At 63.3% G+C, this 26,248-nt stretch carries 27 protein-coding genes; 12 read left to right on the plus strand and 15 right to left on the minus strand.

Annotated elements, in window-relative coordinates; all coding sequences use genetic code 11:
* Positions 1-201 precede the first annotated feature (201 nt).
* The 3 genes from OHD58_RS24235 (at position 202) to OHD58_RS24245 (ending at position 2,272) form a co-directional block, all read left to right on the plus strand.
* Positions 202-654: a hypothetical protein gene (locus tag OHD58_RS24235; protein WP_263806168.1), complete on the plus strand. Its 453-nt coding sequence runs from the start codon at positions 202-204 to the stop codon at positions 652-654.
* 172 nt (positions 655-826) lie between these two features.
* Positions 827-1,288 carry a GFA family protein gene (locus OHD58_RS24240; protein WP_263806169.1) on the plus strand — a complete coding sequence of 154 codons (462 nt, stop codon included), beginning with the start codon at positions 827-829 and terminating at the stop codon, positions 1,286-1,288.
* 123 nt (positions 1,289-1,411) lie between these two features.
* On the plus strand, positions 1,412-2,272 hold the full coding sequence (locus OHD58_RS24245) for an alpha/beta fold hydrolase (protein WP_263806170.1): 861 nt from the start codon (positions 1,412-1,414) through the stop codon (positions 2,270-2,272).
* Positions 2,273-2,530: 258 nt separating this feature from the next.
* Here the strand turns inward: OHD58_RS24245 and OHD58_RS24250 are convergent, their stop codons facing one another.
* Positions 2,531-3,523, minus strand: coding sequence for a hypothetical protein (locus tag OHD58_RS24250; RefSeq protein ID WP_263806171.1), 993 nt, complete (start codon positions 3,521-3,523; stop codon positions 2,531-2,533).
* A gap of 368 nt (positions 3,524-3,891) precedes the next feature.
* Here OHD58_RS24250 and OHD58_RS24255 point away from each other — a divergent pair, with 368 nt between their 5' ends.
* The 3 genes from OHD58_RS24255 (at position 3,892) to OHD58_RS24265 (ending at position 5,943) form a co-directional block, all read left to right on the plus strand.
* Positions 3,892-4,368 (plus strand): hypothetical protein, encoded by a 477-nt coding sequence (locus OHD58_RS24255; RefSeq protein ID WP_263806172.1) that lies wholly within the window; start codon positions 3,892-3,894, stop codon positions 4,366-4,368.
* A 217-nt stretch (positions 4,369-4,585) separates the two neighbouring features.
* Complete coding sequence (locus OHD58_RS24260; protein ID WP_263806173.1) at positions 4,586-5,194, plus strand: winged helix-turn-helix domain-containing protein; 609 nt, start codon at positions 4,586-4,588, stop codon at positions 5,192-5,194.
* Positions 5,191-5,943, plus strand: coding sequence for a hypothetical protein (locus tag OHD58_RS24265; RefSeq protein WP_263806174.1), 753 nt, complete (start codon positions 5,191-5,193; stop codon positions 5,941-5,943). The genes OHD58_RS24260 and OHD58_RS24265 overlap by 4 nt, the downstream gene beginning before the upstream one ends.
* A gap of 667 nt (positions 5,944-6,610) precedes the next feature.
* On the opposite strand, the gene carB is transcribed toward OHD58_RS24265, so the two are convergent.
* Positions 6,611-10,099 carry a carbamoyl-phosphate synthase large subunit gene (carB, locus tag OHD58_RS24270; protein ID WP_263806175.1) on the minus strand — a complete coding sequence of 1,163 codons (3,489 nt, stop codon included), beginning with the start codon at positions 10,097-10,099 and terminating at the stop codon, positions 6,611-6,613.
* 246 nt (positions 10,100-10,345) lie between these two features.
* Here carB and OHD58_RS24275 point away from each other — a divergent pair, with 246 nt between their 5' ends.
* Positions 10,346-10,960: a hypothetical protein gene (locus OHD58_RS24275; RefSeq protein WP_263806176.1), complete on the plus strand. Its 615-nt coding sequence runs from the start codon at positions 10,346-10,348 to the stop codon at positions 10,958-10,960.
* Between the two features lie 247 nt (positions 10,961-11,207).
* Here OHD58_RS24275 and OHD58_RS24280 read toward each other — a convergent pair whose 3' ends face one another.
* Together OHD58_RS24280 and OHD58_RS24285 are read right to left on the minus strand one after the other, a co-directional pair.
* Positions 11,208-11,870, minus strand: a complete 663-nt coding sequence (locus tag OHD58_RS24280; RefSeq protein ID WP_263806177.1) for a dihydrofolate reductase family protein — start codon at positions 11,868-11,870, stop codon at positions 11,208-11,210.
* Between the two features lie 362 nt (positions 11,871-12,232).
* On the minus strand, positions 12,233-12,457 hold the full coding sequence (locus tag OHD58_RS24285) for a hypothetical protein (RefSeq protein ID WP_263806178.1): 225 nt from the start codon (positions 12,455-12,457) through the stop codon (positions 12,233-12,235).
* A gap of 180 nt (positions 12,458-12,637) precedes the next feature.
* On the opposite strand from OHD58_RS24285, the gene OHD58_RS24290 reads away from it, so the two are divergent.
* The gene (locus OHD58_RS24290; protein WP_263806179.1) at positions 12,638-12,805 is read left to right on the plus strand and encodes a hypothetical protein; all 168 of its coding nucleotides are present in this window, start codon (positions 12,638-12,640) and stop codon (positions 12,803-12,805) included.
* Here OHD58_RS24290 and OHD58_RS24295 read toward each other — a convergent pair.
* On the minus strand, positions 12,802-13,812 hold the full coding sequence (locus OHD58_RS24295; protein WP_263806181.1) for an NADP-dependent oxidoreductase: 1,011 nt from the start codon (positions 13,810-13,812) through the stop codon (positions 12,802-12,804). The genes OHD58_RS24290 and OHD58_RS24295 overlap by 4 nt on opposite strands.
* 105 nt (positions 13,813-13,917) lie before the next feature.
* Here OHD58_RS24295 and OHD58_RS24300 point away from each other — a divergent pair, with 105 nt between their 5' ends.
* Positions 13,918-14,535, plus strand: coding sequence for a TetR/AcrR family transcriptional regulator (locus tag OHD58_RS24300; protein ID WP_263806182.1), 618 nt, complete (start codon positions 13,918-13,920; stop codon positions 14,533-14,535).
* Positions 14,536-14,575: 40 nt separating this feature from the next.
* Here OHD58_RS24300 and OHD58_RS24305 read toward each other — a convergent pair whose 3' ends face one another.
* The 3 genes from OHD58_RS24305 to OHD58_RS24315 are packed head-to-tail and all read right to left on the minus strand — an operon-like array spanning position 14,576 to position 16,210.
* The gene (locus OHD58_RS24305; RefSeq protein WP_263806184.1) at positions 14,576-15,151 is read right to left on the minus strand and encodes a TMEM175 family protein; all 576 of its coding nucleotides are present in this window, start codon (positions 15,149-15,151) and stop codon (positions 14,576-14,578) included.
* Entirely contained in the window at positions 15,144-15,356 is a 213-nt protein-coding gene (locus OHD58_RS24310; RefSeq protein ID WP_263806186.1) for a hypothetical protein, read from the minus strand. The genes OHD58_RS24305 and OHD58_RS24310 overlap by 8 nt, the downstream gene beginning before the upstream one ends.
* A gap of 14 nt (positions 15,357-15,370) precedes the next feature.
* A complete protein-coding gene (locus OHD58_RS24315) occupies positions 15,371-16,210 on the minus strand; it encodes an alpha/beta fold hydrolase (RefSeq protein ID WP_263806188.1) in 840 nt (279 codons plus the stop codon).
* A gap of 325 nt (positions 16,211-16,535) precedes the next feature.
* Here OHD58_RS24315 and OHD58_RS24320 point away from each other — a divergent pair, with 325 nt between their 5' ends.
* Both OHD58_RS24320 and OHD58_RS24325 read left to right on the plus strand, forming a co-directional pair.
* Positions 16,536-17,147 carry a CGNR zinc finger domain-containing protein gene (locus tag OHD58_RS24320; protein ID WP_263806189.1) on the plus strand — a complete coding sequence of 204 codons (612 nt, stop codon included), beginning with the start codon at positions 16,536-16,538 and terminating at the stop codon, positions 17,145-17,147.
* Positions 17,148-17,430: 283 nt separating this feature from the next.
* Positions 17,431-18,609 carry an MFS transporter gene (locus OHD58_RS24325; RefSeq protein WP_263806191.1) on the plus strand — a complete coding sequence of 393 codons (1,179 nt, stop codon included), beginning with the start codon at positions 17,431-17,433 and terminating at the stop codon, positions 18,607-18,609.
* A 7-nt stretch (positions 18,610-18,616) separates the two neighbouring features.
* Here the strand turns inward: OHD58_RS24325 and OHD58_RS24330 are convergent, their stop codons facing one another.
* The 7 genes from OHD58_RS24330 to OHD58_RS24360 form a co-directional block, all read right to left on the minus strand.
* Entirely contained in the window at positions 18,617-19,390 is a 774-nt protein-coding gene (locus OHD58_RS24330) for a metallophosphoesterase family protein (protein WP_263806193.1), read from the minus strand.
* A 95-nt stretch (positions 19,391-19,485) separates the two neighbouring features.
* Positions 19,486-20,355, minus strand: coding sequence for a protein-L-isoaspartate O-methyltransferase family protein (locus OHD58_RS24335; RefSeq protein ID WP_263806194.1), 870 nt, complete (start codon positions 20,353-20,355; stop codon positions 19,486-19,488).
* 10 nt (positions 20,356-20,365) lie between these two features.
* Positions 20,366-21,253 carry an AraC family transcriptional regulator gene (locus OHD58_RS24340; protein WP_263806195.1) on the minus strand — a complete coding sequence of 296 codons (888 nt, stop codon included), beginning with the start codon at positions 21,251-21,253 and terminating at the stop codon, positions 20,366-20,368.
* A 124-nt stretch (positions 21,254-21,377) separates the two neighbouring features.
* Complete coding sequence (locus OHD58_RS24345; RefSeq protein WP_263806196.1) at positions 21,378-22,034, minus strand: NADAR family protein; 657 nt, start codon at positions 22,032-22,034, stop codon at positions 21,378-21,380.
* The gene (locus OHD58_RS24350) at positions 22,034-23,017 is read right to left on the minus strand and encodes a hypothetical protein (protein ID WP_263806197.1); all 984 of its coding nucleotides are present in this window, start codon (positions 23,015-23,017) and stop codon (positions 22,034-22,036) included. Before OHD58_RS24350 ends, OHD58_RS24345 begins: the two co-directional genes overlap by 1 nt.
* Before the next feature lie 71 nt (positions 23,018-23,088).
* Positions 23,089-24,618: an ABC-F family ATP-binding cassette domain-containing protein gene (locus tag OHD58_RS24355; protein WP_263806198.1), complete on the minus strand. Its 1,530-nt coding sequence runs from the start codon at positions 24,616-24,618 to the stop codon at positions 23,089-23,091.
* A gap of 290 nt (positions 24,619-24,908) precedes the next feature.
* Positions 24,909-25,787 (minus strand): AraC family transcriptional regulator, encoded by an 879-nt coding sequence (locus OHD58_RS24360; RefSeq protein WP_263806199.1) that lies wholly within the window; start codon positions 25,785-25,787, stop codon positions 24,909-24,911.
* Between OHD58_RS24360 and OHD58_RS24365 the strand changes: the two genes are divergently transcribed.
* On the plus strand, positions 25,762-26,172 hold the full coding sequence (locus tag OHD58_RS24365) for a DUF2000 family protein (RefSeq protein WP_263806200.1): 411 nt from the start codon (positions 25,762-25,764) through the stop codon (positions 26,170-26,172). The two genes, OHD58_RS24360 and OHD58_RS24365, sit on opposite strands and share 26 nt — an antisense overlap.
* The last annotated feature ends 76 nt before the right edge of the window (positions 26,173-26,248 follow it).

The following is a 26,248-nucleotide window of genomic DNA, read 5'->3' on the forward strand; positions in this document are numbered from 1 at the left end:
CCGGCTGCCTCAACAAGGATTGACGCAACGTCATTTCCCGGCGCGGTTGGTGAATTCGGCATTTCGCACAATAGTTGCGGTCGATAGAGGGCATAAAGACATGAAAACAGTGTGCGGCCCTGACAACTTGGCGCGGGAAACTATCATTTGCCGATTTTTTTGATACATTTGGCTTGGGGATGGCTTGGGAGTGTGCGCTGAATGACGAACGCGAAGGTACTGATCAACACGCAAGCGGGAACGATCGAACTGGAAGGTGAGGATTCCTTTGTCCGCACCTATCTGGACAAACTCATACCGATCATAGAGCGCGCCCGTTTCGGCGCCGGTGCGGTGATCGCCAATGGCGTCGCCATGGCGACCGGCGATGATACCGCCCCGAAGGTCCGCACCAGGCGCCGGGTCACGCCGACGCCGCTGGGCGATTCCTGCCGCGACCGCGTCAAGCGGCTGCGCGACGACGGCTTCTTCGCCGAGAGGCGCGGCATCAGCGACATCGTGCACGGGCTCGAGGCGCAAGGGCATGCCCACAACGTCAACCAGGTGGGCGCTGCGCTCACCACCATGTTCGAGCGCAACGAGATCCAGCGCACCCCGGTGGAAGGCAAGTTCAAGTACCATTGGGAGCACGGCACGCAGTCCGTCGCGGCATGAGGCGTTCGCCCGCGCTTCATGCGGGCGGCGAACATCCCCAAACGAAATGAAATCCGATGCGTCGTTCCCACGCAAGCTGATGGCAGCATAGCGCGCCTGCCGTCGTCCCCCGGTTTGCTTTCTCGTTCGTGCAGGCGATAAAACCGTCGACACGAACGGAGGAGCTTTTGCCATGCACTGGAAACTGCCGCGCGAGGGCGGCTGCCGTTGCGGCCAGGTGCGGTTCAAAGTGAGCGCAGCGCCCTATGTCACGATGGCCTGCCACTGCACCGGCTGCCAGCGGATGAGTTCGTCGGCCTTTTCCCTCTCTGCCGCCATTCCCGCCGACGGTTTTGAAGTCACGCAGGGCGAGCCGGTGATCGGCGGACTGCACGGTGCGACGCGGCACTATTTCTGTCCGCGCTGCATGAGCTGGATGTTCACCCGGCCGGAAGGGCTCGATTGGTTCGTCAATATCCGCTCCACCATGATCGACGACACCGGCGGCACTGCGCCATTCGTGGAAACTTGGAGAGCCGAGGGTTTTGCGTGGGCGAAGACCGGTGCGCCGCACTCCTTCGAAAAGCTGCCGCCCGACGATGCATGGGAAGGCCTGATGAAGGGCTACCGGGAGTGGACGCCGCCTGGCGCGTAGCGAAGCGCAGCACATCGATTGGCCCGCAACACCGGGCGGCAAATTTTTTTGCGCCGATGTCGGGACCGCGCTCCGCCGTTCGTCGTACAGGCATCCAGATCGGATCATACGAGGAGAACACCGATGTTGCGTACCCTGATTGCCGCCTTCGCGCTGATGGCAGCACCCGCCTTTGCCGACGACGCGCCGAAGGGCGAGCGTGTCGAGGTCAACGGCATGCAGATGTATTACGAGACGAGCGGGGAGGGCGATCCGCTGATCGTGCTGCACGGCGCCTACATGAACATCCCGTCGATGGGCGAGATCGTCCCGATGCTGGCCAGGACCCACAAGGTCTATGCGCTGGAGTTCCAGGGCCACGGCCGCACCACCGATATCGACCGGCCGATCACCTATCCGAACCTCGCCGACGATGTCGCGGCCTTCATGGACAAGGTCGGGCTCGAGAAGGCCGATGTGTTCGGCTACTCGATGGGCGCGGGGGCCGGGCTGCAGTTCGCCATCCGCCATCCGGAGAAGGTCGACCAGCTCATCGCCGCCTCGGTCGCCTACGACCTCAAGGGTTGGCAACCGGAATTCACCGCCTTCATCCCGCAGATGACGGTGGAGATGATGGTCAACATGCCGTTCGCGGAGGACTACAAGAAGCTCGCCGCCGACCCGGACGGCTTTCCCAAGCTGGTGGAAAAGCTGATCCAGCTGGAGAAGGAGCCGATGGAATGGGAGGCGGACGTCAAGGCGCTGAAGGCGCCTGTGCTGATCATTACCGGCGATGCCGACGTCAACACGCTGGAGCACGCGGTGGCAATGTTCCGCCTGCTCGGCGGCGGCGGCATGGGCGACATGGGCAAGCCGCTGCCGGCCTCGCGGCTGGCCGTGCTGCCGGCGACCTCGCACACGGCGGTGATCGGCCAGGCGGCCGTGCTGCACGGGTTCATCGAGCAGTTCCTGAAGGGCGAGACGCCGAAGGGCATGTTCGAGTAGGGCGGGCGCGCATTCCTCGCCCCACGCATGTGGGGGAGAGGTGGTTTGCGAAGCAAACCGGAGAGGGGGATTAACGAATCGCCCCTCGCGACCGTGAGAGCGGGCCGCCTGAGCCGGCGCCTCGCATTTTTCGGCTTCTTGTTTTGGAAGCGCCCCCTCTCCGTCTCGGCCCTTCGACAAGCTCAGGCCCGAGCCACCTCTCCCCCGCTCCGCGGGGGCGAGGAACCCAGGCTGGAGAAGCAATCGCAGCGGCCGTCGTCAGGACGTGTCGCGGCGCTCCTCCAGGACGTCGAAGGCAAGGCCGTGCAGGTCTTTCAGGATTTCGTGGATCTCGTGCCGGGATTTTTTCCGGCCCCGCCTCGGGTGCTGGCCGGGTGGGCGGCCGGGGCGCAGCGGCCATATGCGGTGCGGCTTGCTGCGGCGCGGTTCTCCGGTTGGCGCGGCGGCATCGCCGTTTCTTTCCTGCGCGATGATCGCATCGCGGCGCGCGCGCCAGCGGGCGAAGCGTTTTGCCTGGCGCGGCAGGTCGTCGAGGGCCGAGGCAAGCGTGGCGAGCCGGCGGCCAAGCCGCGTGGCGTCGACCGGGTCGTCGGGCGATGGCAGACGGCGGGGCACGATGGGAGACAGTGTGGTGTAGCCGGGCACCGAGATGCGCGGCACGCTGTTGGGGATGGGACGGCGGGGGCGACTTTCCCATCGCGGAAGCCGGTCGAACAGCGGCAGCGTGAGCGTGGGGGTAGATGCGCTCTTACCCCCACCCCTTACCCCTCCCCACAAGGGGGAGGGGGATTTTGGCGCGTTTGCGCTTGACGCGTTCGCTGCTGGACCTTGTGCGGCGAGGACGCCTCCCTCCCCCTTGAGGGTAGGGGTAAGGGGTGGGGGTCCGGGCGGCATCAGGATGCCGGTTCCGATGCCGTTGCGCAGGATCGTCGGCGCAGGCTTCGCCTTGCGCCGGCGCGACGGCGATGGCGGCGCCACCACGATCCCGCGCGCCGCCACGATGATGAGCCGCCGCACGGCAGACTCGGCCGGCCGCAGCAGGCGGAGCACGGTGGTGTGGAGATGGCGCGGCAGGGTAAATGCAAGGGACAGTTTACTTTTTTCCGCCAGCGCCGAACCGTGAGGCAGCGCGCTTTCCTGCGGAAAGAAAGTAAACTGTCCCCGGGAGCCCAGCCCGGCCATGGCGACGAGCATCGCCAGGATGCGCTTCAGCGCCTCCGTGTTCCGCTCGATCGCCAGGTTCCAGTCCATTGCCGTTCCTTCCAAGCTCATGGAAAGGATTATGCGGGGCGGCTGGAGGGGTGGGGATAAAAGGGAGAGAAAATTCCTGACAGATGATGACAAAGATGACGGCTCTCCCTTCTCCCCTTGTGGGAAGAAGGTGCCTGAACGCAGCGAAGGCGGATGAGGGGTGCTGCGAGGAATGCGATGTTTCAAGATCGTTGCCTGGCGTTGCCGTCGTGCCGTTTCTGAAGCGTCTCGCTCCGTCCAGCACCCCTCATCCGACCTCGCTGCGCTCGGCCACCTTCTCCCACAAGGGGAGAAGGGGAGGCGCAACAAGCTCGCCCCTCGACAAGCTCTGGGGCGGGGATATGGTGGCTGCAACCGGAGGAGGTGTCATGCGGCGTTGGGCAATCATTCTCGTTGCGGCCGGCCTTGCCTGGCCCGCGCTGGCCGATGGCTGGGGCGTCTACGGCAATGCGCGCTTTTCCTATCTCATGCCGCTGCCGCCCGGCTTTTCGGCGGTCGCCGAGGCCGACAACAGCGACGGCGGCACCAGCCGCTCCGCCGACGGCACGGCGACGCTTGCCGTGTGGGGCACCAACCTGCTCGACACGCCGTTCGAGACCGAAGTGGCCGGGCGCATGGCGTCTGACGAGGCGGACGGCTGGAAAATCAGCTACCGGCAGGGCAACGGCGCCGGCGCCAGCTGGTCGGGCACGCGAAACGGCCGCGTGCTCTACATGCGCGCCGTGCCGCTCTGCGCCGACGAGGCGGCGTTCTTCCGGCTGGAATATGGGGAGGCGGAGATGAAGGCTTATGACGCGGTGGTGGCGCGGATGGTCAAGGGGTTTGGGGGCGAGGGGTGTGAGTGACTCTGAGTTCTAGAAATCGCAAGAGAGGGATCTTCGAGGGAATGCGCCATTATTTATTACACTATAACCGTCGCCTCATTCAAAGCAAAGTAAGCGCCTTCACGGTAGTTTCTTTCTTTCTGCGATTCAGACACTGCATACAAATATAAAATCGCTTGACGAATCTTGCGATCCACCCAATGTTCTCTTATTGTTCGTTGAGGCAAGGGGGTGGAAAATGGCGAAGCAACAGTTGTCAAAAGGCGGCGCTAAGGTTCGTTTCATAATGCTAGAGGCTGATATTCCGGACGGCGATCTTAGCCAAATAACAGCTGCTATTCAGAATGCCTTGAAGCCGACTACCATAGTCCAGCAGCGACTTAACGGTTCCTCACCAGCGACTGTTATGTTGGCGGGTGGTAATGGCCAGATGTCAGAGAACGCTGAGGTCATAGACCTAGAAGAGCAGGAAGAAGTGCCATCTCCGCCAAAAACAAGCCGTCCGGCACGCCCTCGTAAACCAACAACACCCGAGGTTCTTGATCTAGATTTCTCATCAGATCTTTCACTGGTGAATTTTGCCGAACAGCATCCTGCCGAAACTGAGCCTGAGAAAAATCTTGTCATCGCTGCTTGGTTTAAGGAGCATCGAGATACGCCTGCCGTTACAACTGCTCATATCTATACGGGATATCGAGTGATCGGTTGGTCTGTTGGATTTGAAGACTTTGGATGGCCGCTCCGTTATCTGAAGAAAGAAAAACTGATGTCAAGCTCTAGCCGAGGGTCTTATGAAATCAATCATCTCGGGTTAGACAAGGTCCAGAAACTTAGGTCCGGCGGTTGAGCGCAATACAAGATTTTTCTTCGTCCACGAATGGATTTTATCGTAAGTCAGCAGTCGATCAACTGTTGATACTCTCATGGTTTGTAGAAACCCATGAAGGGCGCCCCTTTTTTGACGGTTCCTACATGCGCAAGTGTTTCCGGGATGTTGGCCTCGACCCGCCTGACATGAGCGTTTATCTTCCTCGTTTGGTCGCGAAGAAGCCACCCCAGCTTGTACGGGAGAAAGGTGGGTATCGGTTAGCAGGTGGCCTACGCCGTGATCTCGATAGGCGGTTTGGGGTTGATCCCGTCGTGGCAGTTGTTACGCAAACGCTGTCCGAGTTGCCACAAAAAGTGCCGGACCTCGCGGAGCGGGCGTTTCTCACAGAGGCGCTGAATTGCTATCGGGTGAGGGCGTATCGAGCGGCAATAGTGATGACTTGGAACCTAGCCTACGACCACCTAGTTCGGTGGCTCTTTAAAGATGCATCGCGCATTGTTGCCCTGAACGCGGCAATAGGAACGAAATTTCCAAAGAAAAGCATTGTTATAAATAACATTGAGGACTTAGATGATTTGAAGGAATATGAACTTATCGAATCTTGTCGAGTTGCGCGTCTTTTAGACAAGAACACTGTCCAGATTCTAAAAGATAAGCTATCCCGGAGGAATATTGCGGCACATCCTTCGCGTGTGATAATAAATCAGCATCAAGCCGATGATACGATTAGTGATTTGGTAAATAATGTAATTCTTTTTCTTACTTAAGGCACTGTTCGCGGCAGCAGCTAAGCGCCTTGCAAGAATATCGCTTTAGCTGCCCGACCTCCAATGCCCGGTCTTCAGCGCCGCGGCGGCTTCGGCGACGGCGGCGGCGCCCTAGAGCGTGGTGCAGAGGCTGGCGCTGCCCCTCACTGCCGGAATCTCTCTCCGTAAACAGGGAGAGAGAAGCAGCTTCGGTGCCTCGCGCTTTCGTCGCGCCCTACCCGGCGCGTTTCTCCCTTCTCTCCGTTTAAAGGGAATAGGTGGCCCCGAAGGGTCGGATAAGGGGCGGAGCGAACTATTCAGGTCTTGGCGCTGCCCCTCACCTGCCTGCCGGCATCCTCTCCCCGTGAACGGGGAGAGGAAAGCAGCGTAGGCGCCGCGCGCTGCCGCAGCGACCCACGCGACGGCGCTTCAGGCGGCAAGCTCGGCGGGACAGCGCCCCCCTCTGGCCTGCCGGCCATCTCCCCACAGGTGGGGAGATGGCTAATCGCGATGCTTGCGCCAGCGGAACCACCCCCACCCGGCGCGTCTTTCCTTTCTCCCCGTGAACGGGGAGAGGGGCGCAGCTTCGGCGGCATCGCTTTTCTGCTCGATGGCGGCATCTGAGAAGACCCCCACCCGGCGGGCTTTGCCCGCCGACCTCCCCTCAAGGGGGAGGTGAAAAAGGCGCTTAAAAATACTCCTGCAGCGGCCGCACTTCCAGGCTGCCGGCCTTCAGCGCGGCGATGGCTTCCGCCACCGCCGCCATGCCGGCGAGCGTCGTGTAATACGGCACCTTCTGCATCAGCGTGGCGCGGCGCAGCGATTTGGAGTCCGACAGCGCCTTCTGGCCGTCCGTGGTGTTGAAGACGATCTGCACCTGGCGGTTGCGGATGGCGTCCTCGATGTGGGGGCGGCCTTCCAGCACCTTGTTTATCTTCTGCGCGTCGATGCCGTGTTCGGCGAGGAAGCGCTGGGTGCCGCCGGTGGCGAGCACCTTGAAGCCGAGCGCGGCGAGCCGCTGCACGGCCGGCAGCACACCCTGCTTGTCCTCGTCGCGGACGGAGACGAACAGGGTGCCCGTGCGGGGGAGATCCACGCCCGCTCCCAGCTGGCTCTTGGCGAAGGCCAGCGCGTAGTCGTAGTCGAGGCCCATCACCTCGCCGGTCGACTTCATCTCGGGGCCGAGCAGGATGTCGACGCCGGGGAAGCGGGCGAAGGGGAACACCGCCTCCTTGACCGCGATGTGCGGGCGCTTCGGCTTGTCCGGCCGGCCGCCATAGGCGGCGAAGGCGGCGTCGAGGCTCTCGCCGGCCATGATGCGCGCCGCCACCTTGGCGATCGGCTTGCCGACGGTTTTCGCCACGAAGGGCACGGTGCGCGAGGCGCGGGGGTTGACCTCGAGGATGAAGATGGCGCCGTCCTGGATGGCGAACTGCACGTTCATCAGGCCGCCGACGTTCAGCGCCTTTGCCAGCGCTGCCGTCTGGCGCTCCAGCTCGGCGACGGTGTCGGCGGAAAGCGTGTGGACCGGCAGCGAGCAGGCGCTGTCGCCCGAATGGATGCCGGCCTCCTCGATGTGCTCCATGATGCCGGCGACATAGGTGTTCCTGCCGTCGCACAGGCAATCGACGTCGACCTCGATGGCGCCCGACAGGTAGGTGTCGAAGAGCAGCGGGTTTTTGCCGAGCAGCGTGTTGATCTGGCCGGTCTTGTCGTTGGGGTATTTCTGCTTGATGTCCTCCGGCACCAGGCCGGGCACGGTGTCGAGCAGATAGGTCTGCAGCATCGCCTCGTCGTGGATGATCTGCATGGCGCGGCCGCCGAGCACATAGGAGGGGCGCACCACCAGCGGGAAGCCGAGCTCGGAGGCGACGGTGCGGGCCTGCTCGACCGACCAGGCGATGCCGTTCTTGGGCTGCAGCAGGTTGAGCTTGATGAGGAGCTTCTGGAAGCGGTCGCGGTCCTCGGCGAGGTCGATCATGTCGGGCGAGGTGCCGAGGATCGGGATGCCGGCGGCCTCGAGGCTTTCGGCGAGCTTCAGCGGCGTCTGGCCGCCGAACTGGACGATGACGCCGACCAGTTCGCCGGACGCCTGCTCGGCGCGCAGGATCTCCAGCACGTCCTCGGCGGTCAGCGGCTCGAAATAGAGCCGGTCTGAAGTGTCGTAGTCGGTCGAAACGGTCTCCGGGTTGCAGTTGATCATGATCGATTCATAACCGGCCTCGGCGAGCGCGAAGCAGGCGTGGCAGCAGCAATAGTCGAACTCGATGCCCTGGCCGATGCGGTTCGGGCCGCCGCCGAGGATGACGATTTTCTTGCGGTCTGAGACCTTGGCTTCGTCGGCGAACGCGCCGGCGAAGGGCACCTCGTAGGTGGAGTACATGTAGGCGGTGGGGGAAGCGAACTCGGCGGCGCAGGTGTCGATGCGCTTGTAGACGGGGTGGACGCCGAGTTTTTCGCGCTGCTTCTGGATCGTTTGCGGCTCGGTCTTCGTCAGCGAGGCGAGGCGGGCGTCGGAGAAGCCCATGGCCTTCAGCATGCGCAGGTTTTCGGCGTCCTGCGGCAGGCCGTGCTCGCGGATGCGGTCCTCCATAGCGAGGATGCCGGCGATCTGTTCGAGGAACCACGGGTCGATGTGGCACATCTGGTGGACCTCATCGAGCGAGGTGCCCATGCGGATCGCCTGCGCCACCATGCGCAGCCGGTCCGGCGTCGGCGTGCCGAGTGCGGCGCGGATGGCGTTGCGGTCGTCGGGGCCGCCGGCGGAGGAAAGGCCGGGGATCTCGATCTCGTCGAGGCCGGTGAGGCCGGTTTCCAGCCCGCGCAGGGCTTTCTGCAGCGATTCCTGGAAGGTGCGACCGATCGCCATCACCTCGCCGACCGACTTCATCGCGGTGGTGAGCACCGGCTCGGCGCCGGGGAACTTTTCGAACGCGAAGCGCGGGATTTTTGTCACGACATAGTCGATGGACGGTTCGAAGGAGGCGGGGGTGGCGCCGCCGGTGATGTCGTTCTCCAGCTCGTCCAGCGTGTAGCCGACGGCGAGCTTGGCGGCGATCTTGGCGATCGGGAAGCCGGTCGCCTTGGAGGCGAGCGCGGAGGAACGCGAGACGCGCGGGTTCATCTCTATCACGACAAGCCGGCCGTCGGCGGGGTTGACGGCGAACTGCACGTTGGAGCCGCCGGTCTCGACGCCGATCTCGCGCAGCACCGCGATCGAGGCGTTGCGCATGATCTGGTACTCTTTATCGGTCAGCGTCAGCGCCGGTGCCACGGTGATCGAGTCGCCCGTGTGCACGCCCATCGGGTCGATGTTCTCGATCGAGCAGATGATGATGCAGTTGTCGGCGCGGTCGCGCACCACCTCCATCTCGTATTCCTTCCAGCCGAGCACCGATTCCTCGATCAGCACTTCGGTGGTGGGGGAGGCGTCGAGGCCGGAGGAGACGATGTCGTAGAATTCGGCGCGGTTGTAGGCGATGCCGCCGCCGGTGCCGCCGAGCGTGAAGGACGGGCGGATGATCGCCGGCAGGCCGACGACGTCGAGCGCCTGCGCGGCGATCGCCATCGCGTGGCTCATGTAGCGCTGCTTGCGGTCGCCCTCGCCGAGGTTCCAGCGGGTCTCCAGCGCATCGAGCGCCGTATCGAGGTCGGCGGGGTTTTCGGCCTTGAGGCTGGCGCGCTCGGCCTCGTGCTTGCGGCGGTCCTCTTCCTTGACCTGGGTGGCATTGGCGAGCATCGATTTCGGCGTTTCCAGGCCGATCTTCTTCATCGCCTCGCGAAACAGCGCGCGGTCCTCGGCCTTGTCGATGGCTGCCGCGTCGGCGCCGATCATCTCGACATTGTAGCGCTCCAAGACGCCCATGCGGCGCAGCGACAATGCCGTGTTGAGCGCGGTCTGGCCGCCCATGGTGGGCAGCAGCGCGTCGGGCCGCTCGCGGGCGATGATCTTGGCCACCACCTCCGGCGTGATCGGCTCGATGTAGGTGGCGTCGGCCAGTTCCGGGTCGGTCATGATGGTGGCCGGGTTGGAATTGACCAGGATGATGCGAAAACCCTCGGCCTTCAGCGCCTTGCAGGCCTGGGTGCCGGAATAGTCGAACTCGCAGGCCTGGCCGATGACGATGGGGCCGGCCCCGATGATCAGGATCGACTTGATGTCGGTGCGTTTTGGCATGTCGAGAATTCCGTTCGGCGGGCGGCTTGCACGAAAAGCCGGGACGGGAAGACCCGGCCGGTTGTGCTCGCGATTCTGGTATCAGGCTAGGAGGGCCTTATAGGGAAGAGTGTGGCGCTATGTAACCCCGAAAATGCGGGAAAACCGTTGATGATTGCGCAGGCGTTTTTGCCGGCATCCACCCGGAAAACAGCCACCCTGTTCGCCGGTCGGCGAAAGCCTATAATCATGGATCGGGAGGGAAGTATGCTGCACGCTGTTGCCATCCTTGCAGCGCTGGTGCCTGCGTTGCTGCAGGCCGGGCACGCGCGTGCCTACATGCTCTACCCCGACAGTGACGATCCGGGAAACCTGATTGTGGTGATCGAGCGGGCGACTGGCGACCTGGTGCGGTTCGCCTCGCTGCCGCCGCCCTACAATGTGGCGCGGCAGATGGCGCAGGCGCCGGAGCGGTTCTCGTTCCGGTGGCGCTATGCAAGGCGGCAGCAGGGGCTTGCCTGGCTCAATGTCGACGCTGCCGGGCGAGGCGTGCTTACGGTCGAGTTCTCAAGTGCGGAAATGATCGACGGCGACAGTTTCGGTGCCGCGGCCGTGCTGATCGGCAAGGACGAAAAACCACTGCACACGTTCTATGCCAGGGTCGATGTGCGTGGAACGACGTTTGACGGCGGCACGGACAGGAAGCGCATCCGGCTGGTGCTCGAACGGCCACCGGACTGGTGGCACGATGTCGGCGCGATCTCGTTCCATTACATGAAATACGCCAAGCACCAGGAACTCGACGACGCGGAGATGTGGGCCGCGATGCGGTCGGTGGTCGGGAGATTCACCAAGGGGGAGGGGACCGAGCAGAGGCGGTAGACGCCAGATAGCGTTGGATGATCGCGAGTGTTGGTTGCAACCAACCTCGGCAAGGCCGCCACATATGAATTACCCCACCCCTCCCCACAAGGGGAGGGGACTTTTCCGGATTACCGTCTTGCACGAAACATGGACGACCTTGGCCCAAGCTATAGCGGCGGTTCCTCCCCCTTGTGGGGAGGGGGACCGCCGGAGGCGGTGGAGGGGGCTTATGCCCGCCTATTCGCGGAGAAAGTGCGAACTTCGCTCAGCTCAGGTTCTTCCGCCGTTCCAGTTCCGCTTCGCTCGGCTCGGCCAGCGCGAACGACCCCGTCTTGACCTCTCCGTCGGGGACGTATTTCGTCACGATCACGCCGGTCGGATAGGATTGCGACTTCACCAGCTTGAGGCCGGCCGGCGCCACTTCGTCGCCGAACAGGCGCTTGCCTTTGCCGAGCAGCACCGGGAAGACCAGCACGTTGAACTCGTCGACCAGGCGATGCTTCCACAGGGTCTGGAGCAGGTTGCTTGAGCCCTGGACCAGAAGGTCGGGGCCGTCTCCGGCCTTCAGTTTCTTCAATGCGCCGACGGTGTCCTCGCCGAGCCAGTGGCTGTTGTTCCACGTCAGGTCCCGCTTCGAGCGCGAGGCGACGTATTTGTCGATCCGGTTGAATGCTTCGGCGATCGGCGCATCGGGTCCACCCTCGGCGAAGGGCCAGTGGGCGGCGAAGATGTCGTAGGTCTTGCGGCCGAGCAGCAGATCGTAGGGTCGGCTGAAAATCTCGTCCATCGCGGCGCCCGATGCCTCGTCGAAGTGCGGAGCCACCCAGCCGCCGAACCTGAAGCCGCCCGTCGGATCCTCCTCGGGACCGCCCGGCGCCTGCATGACGCCGTCGAGGCTGACGAATGTCGCAACAATGATCTTTCGCATGGGAGGTCTCCATTCTCGCTTTTTACATCCCGGCAAATCACCGGGTCATTGCAACGACGAACGAAGCGATGCGGTTTCGACAATGGCGCGCGAATTTTCTGGCCTTGGCAATGTGCCGGCCCGACCCTCGCCCCCGGTCGTATGTGGAATTACCCCCTAACCCCTCCCCACAAGGGGGAGGGAGACTTTGCGGCAGCGCATCCAGCGCTCAAGCGCGAGCCGCCAGATTGGCATATGCGATTGCCTGCGCTCGAGGGGGAGGAAGCGTCGCATTTCCTCGCCCCACGAATGTGGGGAGAGGTGTCGAGGGCGAAGCCCGAGACGGAGAGGGGGATCTTGAGCAGGTCCCCGGAGGTTATGGCTCAGGAAGCGATCCGTTCAACCAGCCAGCCGTCCGGACTCGAATCCAAATTGCGCCTGATCTCCTCGGGCTTTGTGATGCCCTCGTTGAACAAGCCCATGATGCGAGCAGCCAAGCGGTCGCGTGCCGCCTTGTCGCCGGCAATGCCGATTTCCTTCGAATATTCGTCCAGAAGCCTGGTGAGCGCCGCCAGTTGTTCGGCGTCTGCTATGCCCCACAGTGTCATCGCGCGTCTCCCTTTGCGTTGGGCGAAAGCGTGATCGACTCTTTCAATCGCCCCCGTGCCGTTCGATAGCGGGCGACAGCTCACCCTATGCCTTCCGGTGGAGGAGTCTATTCACAAAGACGTAGTACGGCATGAAACTCGTGATGGCTTGCCACGTTATTTCCCTCGGAGGTGCTTCCGATGGCCGACGACCCCAGCAAGCAGGATGCGACGAACGGCCCGGTGGTCCAACGCCTCGTCAGGGAAACAAGCATCACTGAGGAACAGGCTCGCGAACTCATCGCGCTGCTGGGGATGAACTGGTCGTCGCTCCTCCGTGAAGCCCGGCAGCTGAACCGGAAGCGTTAGCCCTCCGCCAGCCTGACCAGCATCTTGCCGGTGTTGTCGCCGGAGAACAGGCCGATGAATGCCTTCGGCGCGTTCTCCAGGCCTTCGACGACCGTATCGCGCGACTTGATCCTGCCTTCGGCAAGCCAGCCTGCCATCTCGCGGGTCTCGTTGGTGAGATCGGGATAGTCGAGGATGATGTAGCCCTGCATGGCGATGCGCTTGACGATGAGGGCGGCAAGGTTGCGCGGGCCGGGCGGCGGCGTCTCGTCATTGTACTGCGCGATCATTCCGCAGATGGCGAAGCGTGCATATCTGTTGGCGACGGCAAGCGCGGCATCGAGGTGGTCGCCGCCGACATTGTCGAAATAGACGTCGATGCCTTCCGGTGCCGCCTCGGCCAGCGCCTTCGCCAGATCGCCGGCGGTCCTGTAGTTGATGACGGCGTCGGCGCCGAGTTCGTCCCTGACCCAGCGCGCCTTGTCGTCGGAGCCGACCGAGCCGATGACACGAGCGCCCTTGATTTTCGCGATCTGCACGGCCATCGAGCCGACCGCGCCGGCGGCGGCCGAGACGAACACCGTGTCGCCCTCCTTCAGTTTCGCGACATGGACGAGCCCGGCATAGGCAGTCAGCCCCGGCACCCCGAGCGGGCCGAGCCAGGCCTGGAGCGGCGCGATGGCCGGATCGACCTTCGTGGCGGTTGCCGCGTCGATAACCACGCGCTCGCGCCAGCCGTAAAAATGCTTGACGAAATCGCCGGGCTTGAAGCGGTCGTCGCGGGATTGCTCGACGACGCTGACGGCGTCGCCCTCGAGTGGCTGGCCGACCTGGAACGGCTCGATGTAGCTCGGACGGTCGACCATGCGGCCGCGCATATAAGGGTCGACCGACATCCACAGCGTGCGGACAAGAAGCTGGCCTTCGGCGGGCACGGGCAGGACGCGTTCGGTGAATTCGAAGTTTTCCGGACCCGGCACGCCGGTTGGGCGGCTCTTCAGGTGGATTTCCCGGGCTGCAATGGTCACGAAAAGCTCCTATATTGATATTAAGGATGGTAGCTTACTGATAGTAACTTACCATTAGTAATATGCGTCGCGACGACGATGTCAAGGCGGCGCCGGAGAGAGCGAATGGGCCAGATGGTCGAGATGGCTGGGGCAGCGACGAAAAAACTGCCCAAAGCAGAGCGGCGCGAGCAACTGCTTGAGACGGCGCAGACGATCATCCGCGAGAAGGGGACCGACGCCCTGACGCTCGGCCATGTCGCCGAATGCGCCGGCGTCAGCAAACCCATCGCCTACGAGCATTTCGGTACCCGCGCCGGGCTTTTGATCGCGCTCTGCAGCGACTACGATCAGCGGCAGAAGGAAGCGCGCGGCGAGGTGCTGGGCAAGGGCGACGAGACGCTGGCCGACGCGATTGCGGTGATGGCCGCGGCCTATGTGAACTGCGTGCTCGGCATGGGACCGGAAATGGGCGCGGCCTTCGCCGCACTCTCGGCGACGGAGGAGACGGCGGATTTCCGCCGCTCGCTGCGCGAAGGCTATGTCGCCGAGTACCGCAGGATATTCGGCCGCTTCGTCAAGCTGCCTCAGAACGACGACGCCATGTTCCTGGGTTTCCTGGGTGCCGCCGAAGCACTGGCGCAGGACGCCGCGGCCGGGCGCGTCTCGCCCGGCGAGGCGGTTGAGGCGCTTTCGCGGATTTTTAGCGGAACGCTGGAACGGTACCGGGTCCGGGAGGGGTGACGTTCTTTGCGCCGGTCGTGAACGACCTTGCCGTCGCCCCTCAATCCGCGTTCCGAAGCGGATGAGGCCTCAAATAGACTGCGAGGCAGGCAATGCAGATCCCTAACCCGGCAAGAGGGCTCCACAACGCAATCACCGCGGCGATACCGAACAACGCCAACGTGATCCACGACCGCCGACGCATCGCCTGTCGGACCTCGGGCGGCGTTTCGGGGTTGCCGTCGATCAGTTCCCGAACGAGCGCAACATAGGTCGCATTCACCAGGAAGAAGACCGCCGCGTATAATGAGACCGGCTGTGGCTTCAGCGCGGACGTCGCCATCCACTCGGTCGACAACGGTAGCAGCGACATCGCGAAAAGATGGGCGAAATTGGTCCACAAGAGACGCGGCGTGGCCTCGCTCGCGTAGCGCAACAGATAGTGGTGATTGATCCAGACGATCGCGATGAACAGGTAGCTAACCGCATAGCTGAGCCAATGGGGCCACGACGCCAGCAGCGCCGTGTAGGTAGGGGTTTCGGGCGGCCGCAGTTCCAGCACCAGCACCGTGATCAGAACGGCGAACACGCCATCCGAAAACAGCTTCACCCGTTCCGGGGTCGCTTTCCTAAGCATCGGCGCCTCCCGGAACGTCGGTTGCATAGAGATGCGTCGCCTGGCCGTCCTTGACCTTGCGGACGAGACCCCGCCTGATCAGTGTCGCGCGCAGCGAGTCCGATTCCGTCCGGTTCATCAACCGATCGATCTCGGAAGGCCGGATGCCCGGATTGCTCCTGATGATCTCGAGTATCTCGGCGAGCGTCTGTTCAGTATCCTTCATCTCCACCTCCATTTTCACGCGAAAAAATCCCTGATTTCCGCGGCGATCTCGGCAGCATGGGTCTCCAGGGCGAAATGGCCGGTATCGAAGAAGGTTACCCGCGCCTCGGGGATATCGCGCTTGAATGCCTCGGCGCCCGGCGGCAGGAAGAACGGATCGTTGCGACCCCACGCCGCCAGGAAACGTGGTTTGTGGGCGCGAAAATAGTCCTGGAAGGCCGGATAGAGCGCGACATTGCTCTTGTAGTCGCCGAACAGGTCGAGTTGGACTACGTCCGCGCCTGGACGGCCGAGATAGTGATCGTCAAGCGTGTAGCCATCCGGCGACACGGCCGAAGGATCGGCGACGCCATGCGTATACTGCCAACGGGTGGTCTCGGGCGCCAGTATCGCGCGCAGCGCCTCACGATTGGCGGGTGACGCATCCTGCCAATAGGCGCGGATCGGGTTCCAGCCATCGCTCAGTCCCTCGACATAGGCATTGCCGTTCTGGGAAATGATGCCGGCGATGCGTTCCGGATGGCGGATCGCCAGCCGGAAGCCGGTGGGCGCCCCATAGTCGAAAACGTAGACGATGAAGCGTTCGAAGCCGATCATCTCGGTGAAGCGTTCGATCGTGTCCGCGATGGAATCGAAGCTGTTGGCTTTGGGATCATCGGACTGTCCGAAACCCGGCAGATCCGGCGCCACGATGTGGAAGCGATCCGCCAGGAGTGGAATGAGGTCGCGGAACATGTGACTGGACGTCGGGAAACCGTGCAGCAGCAGCAGCTTGGGTCGGCCGGCGATGCCGGCTTCGCGGTAGAAGATGCTGAGACCGTCCACATCGGCAATGCGGTAGGTGACCTTGGTCATGATAGTCGCTCCTATGTGATGCTCTTCACAAATCGTAACTGCTACTTCTATTTAGTCAGGTTACATTCTCGAAGCCAGATCGAACGGCAAGAGAGCCCGATCGAAAGCTGAATTCCGCACGAGAACCCGCAATGGCGCCGAATCATGCGATTCTCTCGCCAAAACTACCGTGGATGAGTGGCCCCGTAATTTTCCGGTCATTTCCCTTCTCGACAACTCTGAAACCGCTTAAATGGTATTTATACGGTTACAGATGGCCATGTAACTTGTCAATGGCGATTTTAGTGGTTACATCTGCGCTGGATCAGCGACGGATCGCACACCCATGCATCTGAGAATGCCCCCTCTTTTCCTGGCCGACGCCCGCGGGCTCGACTTCCTGAATTCCATCGCAACCCCGGTCGATGCGCCGGTCGACTGGATCCGCGATGGCCGCGGGCTGATCGATTGGTTGCAACAGGCCGAACTGGTACCCCGGGCGCAGCTCGCGGAGATCGCGGCGCGCGCGATGCCGGGCGAGTTGGACCGCGTGGCGAACCAGGCGCGTGATCTCCGCGAATGGTTCCGGGACTTCGTGAAACGCCACATGGGTCAGCCGTTAAGCGCAGACGCCCTTGAAGGACTGACGCCCATCAATCGCCTGCTGGAACGCGACGAGACCTATCATCGTATCGTCGCGCATGCCGATCATCTGGCGCTGGAGACGGCTCGGCGCTGGCGCTCGCCGGAGTCGCTCCTGATCCCGATCGGCGAGGCGATCGCACGGGTCGTTGCCGGAGAGGATTTCACCCAAGTAAAAGCCTGCCAAGGCGAGAACTGCACCTTGCTCTTCGCCGACCACACACGTGGCCATGCGCGCCGCTGGTGCAGCATGTCGGTGTGCGGCAATCGTGCGAAGGTCACGGCACATCGCTCGCGTCAGCGCGGCGCGCTGTAGAGCGTGACGACGCTTGTTTCCTGGTCCATTAGCCGCGCGTTTCCGCCGAGAGGCTATGTAGTTCACACGTTTCGGCCCCAGATCGGCCAATGCGGTCGGTGTGAGCGCTGGCCCGCTTTCTGGCGCAAGCGGTTAAACTGTCTGTTCGCGCCAAGCTTTCCCCCTCCGCGTACCGATCCCAGACACTCCTGACACAAGGCTGACAGCAGCCTCGCCGCGATGTGTTGACTTTACGCAGGGAGAGGTTCAATAGTTCAAAAGATTTTGAACTTAGGATAACCCCATGGACAAGCGTCTTGTCTGGCTGGCGGTCGGCTCGTTTGCGATGAGCACCGTCGGCTTCGTCTTCGCCAGCCTGTTGCCGTCGATCGCGGCCGACACCCATACCACGGTACCGATGGCCGGCTACCTGATGATGACCTTTTCGCTCGCCTATGCGGTCGGCGCGCCGGTGCTGTCGGCGCTGGCGGGTGAGATCGACCGGCGCCGCGTGCTGACAGCAGCGATGCTGACCTTCGTCGCCGGCAATCTCATCGCGGCGGCGAGCGCGTCGTTCACCGCGCTCCTGGCCGCGCAGATCGTCATGGGCATGTCGGCCGGCCTTTTCGCGGCGACTGCGCAGGCGACCGCTGTGTCGCTGGCGGGACCGGAGCACCGGGCGCGCGCCATTTCCGTGGTGGTCGGCGGCACCACCTTCGCGGTAGCGCTCGGCGCGCCGCTCGGCTCGCTGATTGCCACCTTCTGGGGTTGGCGAGGCACCTTCCTGGCTATCGCGCTGCTCGGCATCGCCTGCGCGGCGATCCTCTGGGTGCGGCTGCCGCATGGCCTGCGCGGGGTAAAATTGACGTTGTCCGAACGGTTGGCCACCGTCGGGCGTCCCGGCATCCTGCCGGCACTCGCCACCACGCTGCTCTACCTGACCGGCGGCTTCATCATCATCTCCTACCTGGCGCCGCTGGCCATCGACGGCGCCGGCCTGCCGGCGCTGGCGCTGCCCGGCATGCTGCTCTGCTTCGGCGTCGGCGCGGTGATCGGCAACCTCGGCAGCGGCTACCTTGCCGACAGGCTCGGGGCGACGCGCGTCGTGGTGTTGTCGCTGCTGATGTCGGTGGCGGTGTCGCTCGCCATCGCCTTCGGCCTCAAGCTGCTGCCACAGGCGTGGTCGGGGCCGTTGCTGCTTGGGATCATGGTGCCGTGGGGCATCATCGGCTGGGCGTTTCCACCGGCGCAGGCAAGCCGCATCGTCGGCTATGCGCCCGGGCTGGCGCACCTGACGCTCGGCCTCAACGCGTCGGCGCTGTATTTCGGCATCGCGTTCGGCACGGTGGTCGGCGGACGGGTGCTGGAATTCGCGACGCCGTCGGATCTCGGCCTCGTCGCGGCGATCTTCCCGCTGCTGGCGCTCGCCGTGATATGGGCGTCGCGCCGTGGCCCGGCGGTGGTTGCGGCGGCGGCCGAGTAGCGGAGAGCTAAACGCCGGCGAGCGTGCCGTCCGGCATGAAGCCGGTGCGCAGACCGTGCGCCCACAACGGCCGGCCGGATTCCTCGGCGCGCCTGGCCGCAGTTTCGTTGTCGTAGGCGACGGCGAGGGAATCGATCCGCACGGGAGCGTTCGAAGCATCGAGGTCGACCAGCCCGTAACGGGCATGCGGCGACCCCTGTTCGGAAACATGCGCCGGTGCGGCGTCGTCGAAATAGGCGGGGCAGCCGACGCTGCCGGGATTGAACAGAATGCGGCCATCGGCCAGCCGCAGCAATTCCGGCTGGTGGCTGTGGCCGAACAGCAGCAACCGATATTGCGGATCAAGCACCGCCAAGCGCTTTTCGATAACCGCCATCGGCGCGCGGACGAGGCGGCCGGTGTCGATGACCTCGGTCAGGTAGCGCTCGTCGTGGTCAGGGCGGGCATGGAAGGCGAGCACGGAGGGGATGATCTCCGCAGTGAGCGGCAATGCCTCGAGCCAGCCGCGCTGCTTTTCGGTCAGCCGGTCATAGGCGAAACGGTCGGACGGCCCCATCTCGCCGAGCGGATCGAGGGGAACACGGCGGTCGTGGTTGCCGCGCACGGTCGGCGCTTCCAGCGCTTCGAGGCGCTGCATGGTTTCGGCCGGCCAGAGCGGGCCCGAAACGCAATCGCCGAGATTGACGACAAGGTCGGCTCCGCCGCGCCGCTTCAAATCGTCGAGCACGGCGTCGAGCGCGAGAATGTTTCCGTGGATATCGGCAATGACAGCGATGCGCATGGTGTCATCTTCACCGATCGCGCAGCCGCCCGCAGCCTGCCACCGCGCTCAAACCGGATGGCCCAATGGCAATCAGCGGAGCCGCCAAGCCGGGCTTACTTTCGGTCCGGGCGGCGTCGCAATTCCGCGCTGCCCGGTAGCGGAACAGCCGCCGACGAGAACCACACGTCCCCAAACACCGCCGTGGCGGTGTCGTCGGGGGCTTTTTCCGACCGCAGCCAGATGGAGCGGGTGCGCCTGGCCTGTGACGTGCTTGGCGGCCGGTCGTCCGGCCCGGCCACCGAAGCGCCGACGCACGGGATGAACCATGACCGCATGAACGGCTCGCAGGAGAACCCGGCGGCGGTGCGCGTCACCAGGACGGCGAGGGCGACTTTTTCCGACGGCCGCCACGGGAAGACCAGGCGGCCGTTTGGACGTAGCGCGGCGAGCCACTGCACGGGCGGGGCGACGACGCCGGCATTGACGTAGATCAGGTCCGATGCCGGCAGTTTCCGGGCGACGGCATCGGCCGCCGTCACTTTGGCATTTTCGAACGGCTCGAGATTGAGCTTCGCCTGGGCGGCAAGTTTCCTCTCGATCTCGAAGGCATGGACGCGGCCGTCCGGCAGCACCAGCATGGCGAGGATGGCGGTGTAGTAGCCGGTCCCGGCACCGATATGGGTGACGATTTCGCCGGCCCGGGGTGCTGCCTTGCCGATCCAGGCGGCATGCAGGAACGGCTCGCCGTTGTTGATGCCCTTCTCCGCATCGAGGGGAACCATGATGTTCTGGTAGAGGAAGGCTGGGTCGGCGCTCGGCGTTTCGAGGCTGAGGTGGTTATGCCGGATGTGCCACGGGCCCGGCGGCAGGAACGCCTCGCGCGGGACGAGCTCGAAGATCCGCTCGAGACGCGGATCGGTGGAGCCGCTCGCGGCGGCCATCAACTGCGCGTAGAACCGTCTGACTTCGGGCAGCGTCGCCATGGCCGGTTCCTCAAACTCCCGTGGCCCGCGGTTGTCCGGCGGCCGGCGCGAATGCCGCTGCCGGCACGGGGACGGTACGCTTGGCCCGCAGATAGCTGCGCGGCGGTTCGCCCAGCATGCGCTTGAACATGGTGGTGAAGGCGGGAACGCTTTCGTAGCCGAGATCGAGCGCAACGCCGGTGATCGGTTCGCCGTCGGCCAGCCGGGGGAGGGCGGCGAACAGGCAGGCCTGCTGGCGCCAGGTCGACAGGCTGAGCCCCGTCTCGCGGTGGAACATGCGCGTGAAGGTGCGGCGGCTCATGCCGAGCGTCTCGGCCCAGCCGTCGATGGTGGCGCGCGGCGAGGGCGCCGCGACAAAACTGCGGCAGAGCGCCGCCAGCCGCGGTTCGGCCGGAAACGGCAGCCCGAGCGGCCGCGGCGTCAAATTGGGAATCTCGTGCAGCAGAAGACCCATGACCAGCCCGGCGCGGGTGCCGGGATCGGGGTTGGGCTGCAAGGTCACCGCCTCGACGATCAGGCTGCGCATCAGGCCGGTGACGGTGACGACGCGCAGGTCGCGCGGCAGGCCTTCGAGCGCGTCCGGCTTGACGTAGATCGACCGCATGGCGACGTCACCCAGCATCTCCACCGAATGGTCGACGCCGGCCGGCAGCCAGATCGCGTGCTCTGGCGGCACCATCCAGCGGCCCTTGCCGGTGCTGACCATGACCACGCCGGTCAGCGCATGCAGCAGCTGCGAGCGGCTGTGGCGGTGGGTCGGCACGCGATAGCCATCAGGGTATTCGCTGGGCAGCGCCACCACTTCGCCGCCGGCTTCCTCCAGCCAGCGCAGCCGGTGCTCGTGCAGGCGAACGAGGTCGGAGCCGATCGCCCCTTCACCCCAGAACCGTTTAGTCATCTGCTGTTTCATGGCCCACTTGCGAAGGTGTGGAGAAAACCATGGAAAACGGGCGAAGGCAAGCGGGGGGTTGTTGGCGGCTGGTGGGTGCGTCTGACTAGTGATGATCCTGTGAGTCTGCGACCTAGTGATGATCCTGCTCAAAAAATGATGCTTGTGCCGGCGCAAGTTTTTTTTCGCCGCACGCCTGAGTCATCGAATTTTTCGGGATACCCACCATTATGGGGGGAATGGTGCGCCCGAAAAGTAGAAAATCATCAACTGGGAGGGGTTGAACCTCAATCAGCTCAGAAGGCTTTTTTTTCAGCTTTTCCCGAAGTTCCATAAGCAACCGACCAAGAACGTTGTTACCGTGCAAAGCGCCATCGTCAGCAGCCTTTGCACCCCAGTATTCATCCTTGCGAGAATCCTCTACGATGGGGAGGTTGTCCGTTGCCAATAGTAGCTGGCCGAAATTCTCCCAGTTTTGGGCCAGTTTCACCCTCAGGCACCACTTCATGACTGGAACACGAACATGCTCCCAGTCAGACCGTGAGTACTTGCGATAGGGCTTTGAACGCATTTTGGCCGTCATTGGGCTGATTTCCCGAATGATCTTGTTCTGCACATCGGGCAGGTGCGGGAATCGGCATGCCTGATAAAGTGCTTCGGCCGTGTGAATGCGGATGCCGTTGATTTCAAGAGGGTAGCCAGCTGCCATATTCGAGAGGCCGCCAAATTTCTCATTCGTTTTACGGAACACAACAGCCTGTGTCCGCCAATAAGTCCTCACCTCTGCCATCAGTTGGTCTTTCTCCGAAATAGCGGATACCAAGGATCTCCCGCCCAAAGCGCTAGAGGCGCATTGTTGGGGCAATTTCGGAACGTTACGATCATTGACCCAAAACCTGTCGTTTTGAGGACCACGTTGCCCAAAGGGCGCTGATAAATGCCGAGATTCGGACAGACGGAGCGAATATGCACACCTATTTTCAGAAATTCTTGCTCCAACAGGCTTCGACCTTGTTCAGATGAAAAGAACTGCTTTCCCCCTACATTGCCGGCCGTGCGTAAGACCGGCGGATAGCCGAGGCCTTGTACATAAGCTTGTGTCGCCGCATCATTTGGTATTGCCGTGGGACGCAGCACATCCGATACGTTGGTGTGTGACTTTCGGTCCTCAATTTCTACCGCTCGCCACCATTTGATCTGGATATTCTTATTTGCTGCAGTTGCAGCCTCCTTAATCTGTTTGTTCGCGTACCATGTACCCGACCTGTGTTCGCCAATTGTAACCACGTGAACCATTGCCGCAGCGGGGGCAGTTTGGTTGATCCAACCCATCAAATCTGCTCGAATACGGCCACCGGAGAAAACGACATCATCCAAATAAAGGTAAGCCGCCGGGTTCTCACCACATTCGTCAACACTGAAACCGCAGTGGTTGTGAAGGACTTCGCTGAATAACTGCAACATCTCCTTCTGGCTGTTACCGCCGCCTTGAATTTTCAGAAATTTTACACCGCGCCAAAAGGCGCAGGGATCGTCGCCTGCGAGCTTGGCGTTCGATACGAGACTGCGCAGAAATCGTAGGATGTTTGCTTTCGTGAAATACGTCTTGCTAAAAACATGCTCAAGCTCCGCGAGCATGGGTTGCTGGACCGGCCCCGGAAATTGTTGAATCCAACGATCGATGTGCAGCGGTGTGGGAGCTAGAAGTTCCCCGGAACGATAGTCAGCGGTAATGGTTGCAAGCGACTGCAACAAGCGATCTCTTTCAGACATAGTTTTTCACCCTCAAGCCCCGCTATGCTACTAGCACGAGATCGAACGCATGTAATCTCAAGGCTGCTTCTTCATTCGCCATCCTCCGCAACCGCCCGGAAAAACGCCTCCGGACTGTCGACTTCGGTCAGCTTGCGCTTGTCGATCAGCCAGAAGCGGTTGCCGACCGCCCTTATGAAAGAGCGGTCGTGCGAGGCGAGCAGGCAACTGGCCTGATGCGCCAAAAGTTCCGCCTCCAGCGCTTCCTGGCCCTCGATGTCGAGGTGGTTGGTCGGCTCGTCGAGGAGATAGAAGTTAGGGTTGGCGAGCCTCAGCGCCAGCATCATCAGCCGTGCCTTCTGGCCGCCCGACAGCGCGCCGATTTTCCGCTCCTGCATCTCGATGCTGACGCCCGCGCCGGCAAGCAGCGAACGCGCCCGCTGGTCGCCGACCTCGAATTTTCGCGAAAGCATCGCCAGCGGCGTGTCGTCGGCACGCATGCCCGACAGCGCCTGGTCGCTGTAGCCGAGCACCACGGACGGCGTCACCCTGACGGGGGCGGTCACCGTTTCGGGTTCGGCGATGGCGCGGCGGATCAGTTCGATGAAGCGCGACTTGCCGACACCGTTCCTGCCCAGAAGCACGATGCGGTCGCCCTGACAGATGGGGCGCTTGCCGGTCCGGAACAGCAGCGTGCCGTCCGGCGTCTCAACGGAAACGTCGTCGAGCGTGATCAGCACCTTGGCGTGGGTGCCGCGATTGGCGAGCTTGATGGCGCCCGACGATTTTTCGCGGTGCGCCGGCAGCGCGGCATCCTCGAGGCGTTCGGCTCGCTCCCTGAGCTGCTTGGTCTTGACGGTGAGCAGGTCGCTGCCGGAGTTGATGCCGATGTTGTTGAGCTTGGCCGCCTGGCGGCGCAATTGCTGCGCCACCTTCATGTCGCGCTGGAACTTGCGCTCAGCCGAGGCGTCGACCTCGTCCAGCGCGTCGCGGGCGCGCGAATAGGGCAGCGAAAACACCGGCGAGTTTTCCGGGCGCAGGAACAGGGTGCGGTTGGTGGTGGCGTCGAGAAAGGCGCGGTCGTGGCTGGCGACCACCACCGGCACGTCGCGCGGCAGTGCATTCAGCCAAGTTTCCAGCTGGCTGATCTTGGCGAGGTCGAGATGGTTGGTCGGCTCGTCGAGCAACAGCACGTCGGGATCGGTGACCCAGACGCGGGCGATCAGCGCCAGCCGCTGCCAGCCGCCGCTCAACCTGTTGACCGGCCGCTCGCGCATCGCCTCGGGAACATCGAGCGAATCCAGCACGACATCGACGCGCCACATCTCGCTGTCGGCCTGGTCCGGCGGCAAGGCGTCGGCGACCGCCTGGTGGAAAGTGCGCTCCAGAAGGGCGGCAGGCACCGCCTGTTCGACATGGCCGATGCGCAGGCCGCGCGTGCGGGTAATGTCGCCGGTGGTCGGCTCGAAGTCGCCGGCGAGGGATCGGAGCAAGGTCGACTTGCCGCGTCCGTTGGCGGCGACGATGCCGAGACGGTCGCCGGAGCCGACGACGAGGTTGAGGTTGGAAAAGAGCGGCGCACTCATGGTGACGCCGAGGTTCTTGAGGCTGATCAGGGCCATGTTCGTTCTCTGGTCTGCCCGGAGCTCACTCCGGTTCGATGCACTTTGACGGTGTTTGCGAGCCAAGGCTCAGCGACACCACGAAGGGCAAACCAAAAATGGAACAGGGAAAATGCCCTGGGACCGTTTCGGTCAGCCCTGCAAGCAAGCTCGCAGGGCAGGGACAGGGCCGCGCTGACGGTGGTGATCTGGTCTAAAAAACACGCAGCCCTCCTTTCAAGATGTTCGGGACAGAACCAGCGCAATACAACGAGGCAGGTCCCGAAGGCAAGTCGGATCGCGCATCGCGGTCAGACAAGCAGACGCGCCCAGCGGCCGGGTGTGATGCCGAACGCCTGCTTGAAATGGCGGGTGAGGTGGCTCTGGTCGGCGAAGCCGGCGTCGAAGGCCGCCGTGGCAAGGTCCGTGCCGCCGGCGATCAGGGCGCGGGCACGCGCCAGCCTGCGCATCACCAGATAGCGGTAGGGGCTGGTGCCGAAGAACAGGCGGAACTGGCGCGCCAGCTGATAGCGCTCGAGGCCGCTTATTTTCTCCAGTTCTTCCGAGCCGACGGTGCGGGCGGCATTGTCCTCGAGGTAGTCGCGTGCCCGGCGAAGTGCAGCCTCGGGCATTCGTGACGGTTTCGGCGCGCCGCCTTCCCGCCGTGCCAGGCCCTCGGAAAGCGCGGCGACGACCTGATCGGCGAGCAGTTCGTCCAGCGGCCGGTCGAAATCATCGAGCGCGGCGATCAGGCAGGAGACCAGATGCGGGTCGGTGAATACCGGCGTCCTGACGAAGGGCAGGCTGCGCCGGCGCTCGCCGAGCGCCTCCTGGACCAGAAGCGGCTCGACATAGAGCATGCGGTAACGGAAGCCGGCCTCGGTTCCGGCATGGCCGTCATGCACCTCGTCGGGATGGATGACGAGCACGTTGCCGGCGGTGCTGACGGCATCGGCGCCACGGTAGCGGAAGCATTGCACGCCGTTCAGCGTGTAGCCGATGGCGTAGGTGTCGTGGCGGTGAGGGTCGTAGGCGTGGCCGGTGAAGCCGGCGTCGATGCGCTCGAGGCCCGGGCTCGGCGGCGCCTGCCGGATCCAGTCGCCGGCAGCCGGCACGCACGATCGTTCAAGACCGGCGGCGGAGGCATGGGGTATTGGAGCATTCATGATCTTCGACACAAAAATCGTCATCGCCGTTCGCGACGATATCGCAACATGGCAAAAGCTCAATGTCACCGCCTTCCTGGCGGGCGGGCTGGCGGGTGCCGAGCCAGAACTCGCCGGCGAGCCCTACCGCGATGCGTCGGGCACCGGTTACGGCCCGCTGATCCGCCAGCCGATCGTGGTGTTCACCGGGTCGGCGGACGACCTGAAAGCCGCCTACCGCCGCGCGCTGGAGCGCAACGTCACGCTGCACATCTACACCAGGGAATTGTTCGCCACCGGCAACGATATCGACAACCGGGCGGCGGTCGCGGCGGTGGCGCAAGCCGACCTCGACCTGGTCGGGCTGGCATTCAGGTGCGACCGGCGGGTCGCCGACAAGATCACCAAACCGCTCAAGCTGCACCCATAGAATCCTAAAGCTGATGGCCCACTCGCGTAAATGATGGGCCAAACCACGAAAGAAGCACCGTGACAAGGGGCGTATA

This window comes from Mesorhizobium sp. ZC-5 (genome assembly GCF_025753855.1).
In the GTDB taxonomy this organism is placed as follows: domain Bacteria; phylum Pseudomonadota; class Alphaproteobacteria; order Rhizobiales; family Rhizobiaceae; genus Neomesorhizobium.

Coding starts and splice junctions, on each gene's coding strand:
- OHD58_RS24360 (WP_263806199.1), bottom strand. CDS start 25,787: ATGACGATTTTTGTGTCGAAGATCATGAATGCTCCAATACCCCATGCC.
- OHD58_RS24315 (WP_263806188.1), bottom strand. CDS start 16,210: ATGACCAAGGTCACCTACCGCATTGCCGATGTGGACGGTCTCAGCATC.
- OHD58_RS24255 (WP_263806172.1), top strand. CDS start 3,892: ATGCGGCGTTGGGCAATCATTCTCGTTGCGGCCGGCCTTGCCTGGCCC.
- OHD58_RS24335 (WP_263806194.1), bottom strand. CDS start 20,355: ATGGCGACGCTGCCCGAAGTCAGACGGTTCTACGCGCAGTTGATGGCC.
- OHD58_RS24245 (WP_263806170.1), top strand. CDS start 1,412: ATGTTGCGTACCCTGATTGCCGCCTTCGCGCTGATGGCAGCACCCGCC.
- OHD58_RS24250 (WP_263806171.1), bottom strand. CDS start 3,523: ATGGACTGGAACCTGGCGATCGAGCGGAACACGGAGGCGCTGAAGCGC.
- OHD58_RS24365 (WP_263806200.1), top strand. CDS start 25,762: ATGATCTTCGACACAAAAATCGTCATCGCCGTTCGCGACGATATCGCA.
- OHD58_RS24330 (WP_263806193.1), bottom strand. CDS start 19,390: ATGCGCATCGCTGTCATTGCCGATATCCACGGAAACATTCTCGCGCTC.
- OHD58_RS24235 (WP_263806168.1), top strand. CDS start 202: ATGACGAACGCGAAGGTACTGATCAACACGCAAGCGGGAACGATCGAA.
- OHD58_RS24290 (WP_263806179.1), top strand. CDS start 12,638: ATGGCCGACGACCCCAGCAAGCAGGATGCGACGAACGGCCCGGTGGTC.
- OHD58_RS24285 (WP_263806178.1), bottom strand. CDS start 12,457: ATGACACTGTGGGGCATAGCAGACGCCGAACAACTGGCGGCGCTCACC.
- OHD58_RS24325 (WP_263806191.1), top strand. CDS start 17,431: ATGGACAAGCGTCTTGTCTGGCTGGCGGTCGGCTCGTTTGCGATGAGC.
- OHD58_RS24320 (WP_263806189.1), top strand. CDS start 16,536: ATGCATCTGAGAATGCCCCCTCTTTTCCTGGCCGACGCCCGCGGGCTC.
- OHD58_RS24345 (WP_263806196.1), bottom strand. CDS start 22,034: ATGGCAGAGGTGAGGACTTATTGGCGGACACAGGCTGTTGTGTTCCGT.
- OHD58_RS24275 (WP_263806176.1), top strand. CDS start 10,346: ATGCTGCACGCTGTTGCCATCCTTGCAGCGCTGGTGCCTGCGTTGCTG.
- OHD58_RS24355 (WP_263806198.1), bottom strand. CDS start 24,618: ATGGCCCTGATCAGCCTCAAGAACCTCGGCGTCACCATGAGTGCGCCG.
- OHD58_RS24350 (WP_263806197.1), bottom strand. CDS start 23,017: ATGTCTGAAAGAGATCGCTTGTTGCAGTCGCTTGCAACCATTACCGCT.
- OHD58_RS24240 (WP_263806169.1), top strand. CDS start 827: ATGCACTGGAAACTGCCGCGCGAGGGCGGCTGCCGTTGCGGCCAGGTG.
- OHD58_RS24305 (WP_263806184.1), bottom strand. CDS start 15,151: ATGCTTAGGAAAGCGACCCCGGAACGGGTGAAGCTGTTTTCGGATGGC.
- OHD58_RS24260 (WP_263806173.1), top strand. CDS start 4,586: ATGGCGAAGCAACAGTTGTCAAAAGGCGGCGCTAAGGTTCGTTTCATA.
- OHD58_RS24280 (WP_263806177.1), bottom strand. CDS start 11,870: ATGCGAAAGATCATTGTTGCGACATTCGTCAGCCTCGACGGCGTCATG.
- OHD58_RS24310 (WP_263806186.1), bottom strand. CDS start 15,356: ATGAAGGATACTGAACAGACGCTCGCCGAGATACTCGAGATCATCAGG.
- carB (WP_263806175.1), bottom strand. CDS start 10,099: ATGCCAAAACGCACCGACATCAAGTCGATCCTGATCATCGGGGCCGGC.
- OHD58_RS24340 (WP_263806195.1), bottom strand. CDS start 21,253: ATGACTAAACGGTTCTGGGGTGAAGGGGCGATCGGCTCCGACCTCGTT.
- OHD58_RS24300 (WP_263806182.1), top strand. CDS start 13,918: ATGGGCCAGATGGTCGAGATGGCTGGGGCAGCGACGAAAAAACTGCCC.